The sequence below is a fragment of the Rubrimonas cliftonensis genome (assembly GCF_900107585.1).
In the GTDB taxonomy this organism is placed as follows: domain Bacteria; phylum Pseudomonadota; class Alphaproteobacteria; order Rhodobacterales; family Rhodobacteraceae; genus Rubrimonas; species Rubrimonas cliftonensis.
Map to the genome: position 1 here is coordinate 1 of NZ_FNQM01000056.1, position 5,347 is coordinate 5,347.

General features: G+C 67.9%; 6 protein-coding genes. 3 read left to right on the forward strand and 3 right to left on the reverse strand.

Going from position 1 to position 5,347, the window contains the following annotated elements; translation table 11 throughout:
- Positions 1 to 32: 32 nt before the first annotated feature.
- Positions 33 to 1,706, reverse strand: coding sequence for a winged helix-turn-helix domain-containing protein (locus BLW43_RS22195; protein WP_093257013.1), 1,674 nt, complete (start codon positions 1,704 to 1,706; stop codon positions 33 to 35).
- 50 nt (positions 1,707 to 1,756) lie between these two features.
- On the opposite strand from BLW43_RS22195, the gene BLW43_RS22200 reads away from it, so the two are divergent.
- The 3 genes from BLW43_RS22200 (at position 1,757) to BLW43_RS22210 (ending at position 4,399) form a co-directional block, all read left to right on the forward strand.
- Positions 1,757 to 2,746, forward strand: a complete 990-nt coding sequence (locus tag BLW43_RS22200) for a hypothetical protein (RefSeq protein WP_093257016.1) — start codon at positions 1,757 to 1,759, stop codon at positions 2,744 to 2,746.
- Positions 2,747 to 2,933: 187 nt separating this feature from the next.
- Positions 2,934 to 3,875: a zinc metalloprotease gene (locus BLW43_RS22205; RefSeq protein ID WP_093257019.1), complete on the forward strand. Its 942-nt coding sequence runs from the start codon at positions 2,934 to 2,936 to the stop codon at positions 3,873 to 3,875.
- Between the two features lie 17 nt (positions 3,876 to 3,892).
- Positions 3,893 to 4,399: a hypothetical protein gene (locus BLW43_RS22210; RefSeq protein WP_093257021.1), complete on the forward strand. Its 507-nt coding sequence runs from the start codon at positions 3,893 to 3,895 to the stop codon at positions 4,397 to 4,399.
- A 215-nt stretch (positions 4,400 to 4,614) separates the two neighbouring features.
- Here the strand turns inward: BLW43_RS22210 and BLW43_RS22215 are convergent, their stop codons facing one another.
- Together BLW43_RS22215 and BLW43_RS22220 are read right to left on the reverse strand one after the other, a co-directional pair.
- Positions 4,615 to 4,914 (reverse strand): CcdB family protein, encoded by a 300-nt coding sequence (locus tag BLW43_RS22215; protein ID WP_093257025.1) that lies wholly within the window; start codon positions 4,912 to 4,914, stop codon positions 4,615 to 4,617.
- Positions 4,911 to 5,171: a hypothetical protein gene (locus BLW43_RS22220; protein ID WP_093257028.1), complete on the reverse strand. Its 261-nt coding sequence runs from the start codon at positions 5,169 to 5,171 to the stop codon at positions 4,911 to 4,913. The genes BLW43_RS22215 and BLW43_RS22220 overlap by 4 nt, the downstream gene beginning before the upstream one ends.
- Positions 5,172 to 5,347: the final 176 nt, after the last annotated feature.

Here is a 5,347-nt window from a genome sequence, read left to right on the forward strand (position 1 = left end):
GTGCCGCGGTAGCGGCTTCGTTCACCGGGAGATCAAGCGTCAAGGAGTCGGCGAACCGCCTTGTCGTAGCGGCGCGCCACCTCCGGCGCCACAAGCCCGAGATCATGTCTGAAGCCTTCGAAATCGAAAGCGGGCCGACGAGTTCGGAGCTCCGCGCACACTTCGTCTCCCGCTGCGCCGGATGCAGCGGCGGCGAGCGCCCCGAAGACTCTCGTCGAAGCCAGGTCAGGATAGGCGCGGCCGAGCGCGATGCATCGCTCGTAGTCGCCGGCGGCGAAGCATAGCTGCGCCTCGACGTTGCGGTACCAGGCCGGCGGCGCCGGATCGAGTCTGAGCGCGATCTCGAACATCCGTCGAGAGGTCTCGATATCAGCGAGCACCAGGGCGTAGATCGCCGCGAGACACGCCGCCGGCTCAGCCTGATTGCGCCCGAGGTCGGCCGCCCGTGCGAGCAGATCCGGCGCGCGCCCGGCTTGCCCATGGGCCGCAGCCGACGCGGCCGCCTCTGCGAGGATCATCGGGTCGCGTGGATCGAGTTCGAGCGCGCGCTCAATCGCCGCGCGTCGTGCGACGGAGCGCTCCGGATCGGTCTTGAAGAACGGTGCGCACCCCTCGCCGGAGTAGAGAAAATAGAGCAGCAGCCAAGGCCGGGCGAAGTTCGGGTCCAACTCCGTCGCCCGCCGTCCGTACTCGATGGTCAATCGTCGGTGCTCGGGTTCGAACGAGTGCTCGTGCTGCAAGCACAACAGGTAGTTCTCGTAGGCGTCGAGGCTTGCCGCCGGCCGCCGACGCAGGCGCGTCCAGGAGGTCGCCAGCATCTCGCCGCTCCACCCCGCCACGGCGTTGGCGACCCGCGCAGCGAGCGTCGCACTCAGCTCCGACAGGTCGGCGACCGGCTCGTCCCAACGCTCCGCCCAGACATGGAGGCCGTCTTCACCGTGGATCAGCTGGAAGGTCGCGCGCAGCTTTTCGCCCCCGGGCGCGAGGCTGCTCTCCAGCAAGTAGTCCGCCCCCAGCGCTCGCGCGGCGTCGCGCAGGTCCTGATGCACCCCGGTCGCACCGAATGCCGACTGTCGCGCAATGACCGCGACGTCGGGAAAGCGGGCGAGGTCGGTCGTCAGATCCTCCGCCAGCGCATCGGCCACATGGCGCCACCGCGGGTCGTCGCTGAACACGTCCGGCCGCAGAATGGCGATGGCGGGCGGGCGCGCCGGCCGCCCTACTTGCGGAGGCGCGAGCTCGACAGGGCCGATGAGGCGGAAGCCTTTGCCGCGCACGGTCTCGATATAGACAGGCGCGCGGGCGTCGTCGCCGAGCGCCGTTCGCAGATCGAAGACGTACTCGCGGACAAGTTGGGGAGACACCGTCAGGCCGCGCCAGACCTCGCCGAGCAAGGCGTCCTGACTGACGAGTTCGCCCCGTCGGCGGACGAGCGCTGTCAGCACCGCCGCGGCCTTCGGCGTCAGCGCCTCGACGCGGTCGTCGCTGGTCAGTCTGCAATCCTGCTCCTGCAGTCGCCATCGTCGCATCGCGACGCGCCCCCCAATTGGTCCCCCCCCAGCCACCTCGGCCATAATCAACGGACGCGCAACGCTAGCGCAACGGACAAGCGGGCCAACGACGGCCACAGTGTTAAAGTAGGCGTCGCGCCGCTCTGCCGCAGAAGCCTTGAGCCCCCGGCGAGAACAATTTGCGCGGCCAGTCATTTTGCGGATGTGCGGGCCGACCGGACCGCGCGGACGGTCAGGAGAACGCCATGATCGACAGAGCCCTCGCTTTCACCGCCGCGGCGGTGCTCTCGGCCTCCGGCGTCATCGCTGCGCCGATTTCGGCCCTGAGCGAGCTGACCTACACCCATGATTTCCGCATCACCGACCTTCCGACCAGTATTTTCCTGAGTCCCATGTCGCCTCGGCAGACTGAGCGAAACGCCGCGGTCGATCTAGACCGCGGCGGCGCCGTTTTGACCGATGCGCCCTTCGAGCAGGCTCGCGACACCGACGCCGCTGACCCGGTTCCGTTCATCGACCAGCGCACGCTGGGCGAGCGGACGGCGGACGACGCCCACAGCGCCACCGCCGCGTACGACGTGGAAATCCTGACCGTCGAACAGCCGGGCGGACTTATTGACGGCGTGGCGCAGCGCGTCGTGGACAATTCCGGCCAGGCGGCCCTGTCCTCGGTGGACGGAGCGCAGGACGCGGATGCGTCGTCGGACTATGACTACAGACGCACGTTCATCATCACCAGGAACACCATAAACACACCGCCGGAGCCCTTCTTCATCGCGGGCGTCTTCGACGCCGACATCGCGGCGACCTTCGACGGCGCGAATGGCTTCGCGCGGACCTCGCTGTTCTATGAACTGGAACTCGTCGGCGAAGCAGCCGACGTGCTCTTCTCCCCGGCCGCTCCGTATCTCACCGAGATCGAGGATAGTGGGCCGAACGCCACAGTCAGCGAGTCCCTGAGCATCGGCTTGGACGGTTTCCAGCTGTCCGTCGCGGCCAGCGCCTTCGGCGGCGGCGACCCGGCCGAAGCGCGGTACTCTGGCCAGTTCGGCTACCTGTTCAGCGTAACCTTGCAGCCGGGCGCGAGCTTGATCGTGACCGAACGCTTCGCCCAGACCAACGCCGCCGTCTATCGCGCTGACGAGATTCCGCCGATCCCCCTGCCGGCCAGCCTGCCGTTGCTGGCGGCGGCGTTCGGCGTATTGGCCCTCTTCCGCAAGGGCGGGCGGCCCTGACATGGCGCATTCTGTGGCTTCCTCCGACTGCGGCCCTGCGACGTGGACAGCGTCGCGACGGAGCCCGGTCCGTTCCTGGCATGCGACAGGCGGCGGCAAGATGACGACGGGGATCGCCGAGCTTCGGCGGCCGCCACGCCGCTTCGCCGCTTGCGGTGGTCTTAAAATGTACGCGGGAGCTAAGGCGATGCTCGGTCGGGCGATCGTTTCGGGTGCGCTGCTGCTGGGGAGCGGCTGCGACCGCGTGGCGGTGAACAACTCGGCGGGAGAGGTCGGTCTCTTCGTCGACGGCCAGGGCGCACAGAGCCCGATCAACGACCTGCGGTTGTCGCAGGACGAGGTCGGGATCGTGTCGTTCAGGGTCGGCAACTACACCGCCGCCTCTACGCCGAACCGCAATGAGGTGATCGGTTTCGGCGAAGCCCGCGCGCCGACGCGCGACAGGACGACGTGGACGCCCGGCGACGACAGCTTCAACTTCGGGCTTGAGGCCCCCGTGGCGATCGATCTGACGATCTGGGTCGTCCAGGGACCGGTCAATGTCGCGCAGTTCCGGATCAACGACGGCCTCGTGAACGCCGACGCCACCTGGGCCGAAGAACGTGCGGGCCTCGAAATCGGCGACGTCGACATAATCGACATGACGGGAGGCGCGGCCCCGCCAAACGCGGTGCTCAACTTCGCCGGCAACGACTGGGCGTTCCTCGAAAGCGAAGTCGGCCTCGCCGACGGTCGCCTGAACGTCTATTGGATCCAGACGGTCGATGGCAATCCTGCGCGCGGTCGCTCGAACTTCGACGACAAGATCGTGATGGGGTTCGAGGGCGTCGGGCATCTGCTGGCGCATGAGATAGGGCACGCCCTCTCGCTGCTTCATCCCGAGGATGGGGGCTTGGGAAGCCAGATGCCGTCAACGAACGTGATGGCCGGCTCGTCGACCTCCCGTTCCTACCTGACGGAGGGCCAGACCTTCCGGGCGCACTTCGATCCGGAATCCGCCGTCAACGCGGTTCTGGAGGCGCGGCCCGGCCAGCCCGTCGAGGATTGCCACCCCTATGACGGTTCGCCGCCGTGTCCCGACCTGCAGCGCCGGATCTGGGCCGACGGCGCGGCGTCGCCGCCAAACTGATGGAGAAAGGGTTCGTCATGCGATCGGCGCTCTTCGCTTTGGTTCTTGCCGTCGCGCCGCTTCACGCGGCGGCGCAGTCGTCCGAGGGGCTCCGCCACCTTTTGGCGCTGATGGCGAACGACTGCGCGATCGGCGGCGCGCGCGAGCGGTTCCGGCTGGCCGCCGAGGCGGATCCCGCGGCGGCGCGGCGGCTGTTCGTGGCGACGCTGGAGGCCGGCCCGCCGGCGGAGACTCTCGACAGCGTTCGGGCGGCGGCCGCCGCCGACCATGAGCGGCTGGCGGCCTGGGCCGAGCGAAACCGCGACAAGGCCCACGCCCGGGCCTTCCTCGCCGACGGCGGCCAGGGCGCCTACGTCACGCGCGCGGTTCGATCGATCGAACTCGTCTTCCGTGGGAACGCGATCATGGGCCTCGGCCTCGTGGGGCGTAGCGACGACCGGGCGCTCGTCGCCAGCGTCGTGTCGGAGGATCCGCGCTACGAGGCTCTGGCGCGGAATGCGCTCGCGGCGATGCTGGGGCGCTAAGGCGCGGATCTGGCAAGTCTCTGGCTCAGCGCGGGATATTGACGCCTATCGGCCTCGCAAACCTTAGACATCTCAACACTGCGGAGAGTTACGCTTCGGCGCTTGTTCACAGTCCTCCCGCCGCTCGCGCGAACGGCCGTCCACGGGGGTCCGGCTGTTGCGCCGCGACCGGCCGGAACCGGGAGAGACCATCGTAGCATGTGCGCCGCCGAGCGTCAGAAACCGGACACGATCAGGTCAACGGCTGCGACCATGTCGTCTCGACGATGAAGCGCGTCCCCGACGACGGTTCCCAGTTCGGTGCGCGGGAGGGCGACCAACTGGGACATGAGGACGACGCAAGCGGCGTCGCCGACGGCGACTTCAAGGTGCAGCTTGGGCACAAGGGCGCCCCAATCCGAGCGCAGCACAACCGGCGCACAAAGGATGTACGGCGTCTCCACGCCAAGGTCCGCCTGAACCCGACAGACGAGATCGCCGACTTCCCGAAGACGATAGATGGCGCACTGGCTCATAGCTCGGTGGTGCGCACGTGTCTGAACCGCGCGAGAGTAGGGCCGTGCCGCTCGAGATCGCGGGCTTCGTCAGCGAGGCCGGCCTTCGCTGCTTCGATCCACTCGGCCCGCGCCCGCTGGGCTCTCGACTGCGCGATACCCTGGTCGATCCATTGGCGCACGATCTCCGAGACGGACTGCCCTTGCGCTTCGGCTTCAGCCTTCAGCGCCGCCTTTCGGTGCGCGCCGATGTCTCGAAGGTTCAAGCTGGCTGTCATCGCCGCCTCCCGCCTGACATGAATACAGCACATAATACAACACACTTTGCTGCGCAACAAACATTGCCCCCGCAGCCGATGAACGGCAGATTGCCGCCTCGCGACGTTGATCCTGCGACCGGCCGGAACCGGGAGAGGACTGCCACTCCCGGTGAACGAATCCGCTCTCGCGGCAT

Excerpts from the sequence above, each read along its gene's own strand:
- BLW43_RS22195 (WP_093257013.1), bottom strand. The coding sequence starts at position 1,706 with ATGACTGGCCGCGCAAATTGTTCTCGCCGGGGGCTCAAGGCTTCTGCG.
- BLW43_RS22200 (WP_093257016.1), top strand. The coding sequence starts at position 1,757 with ATGATCGACAGAGCCCTCGCTTTCACCGCCGCGGCGGTGCTCTCGGCC.
- BLW43_RS22205 (WP_093257019.1), top strand. The coding sequence starts at position 2,934 with ATGCTCGGTCGGGCGATCGTTTCGGGTGCGCTGCTGCTGGGGAGCGGC.
- BLW43_RS22210 (WP_093257021.1), top strand. The coding sequence starts at position 3,893 with ATGCGATCGGCGCTCTTCGCTTTGGTTCTTGCCGTCGCGCCGCTTCAC.
- BLW43_RS22215 (WP_093257025.1), bottom strand. The coding sequence starts at position 4,914 with ATGAGCCAGTGCGCCATCTATCGTCTTCGGGAAGTCGGCGATCTCGTC.
- BLW43_RS22220 (WP_093257028.1), bottom strand. The coding sequence starts at position 5,171 with ATGACAGCCAGCTTGAACCTTCGAGACATCGGCGCGCACCGAAAGGCG.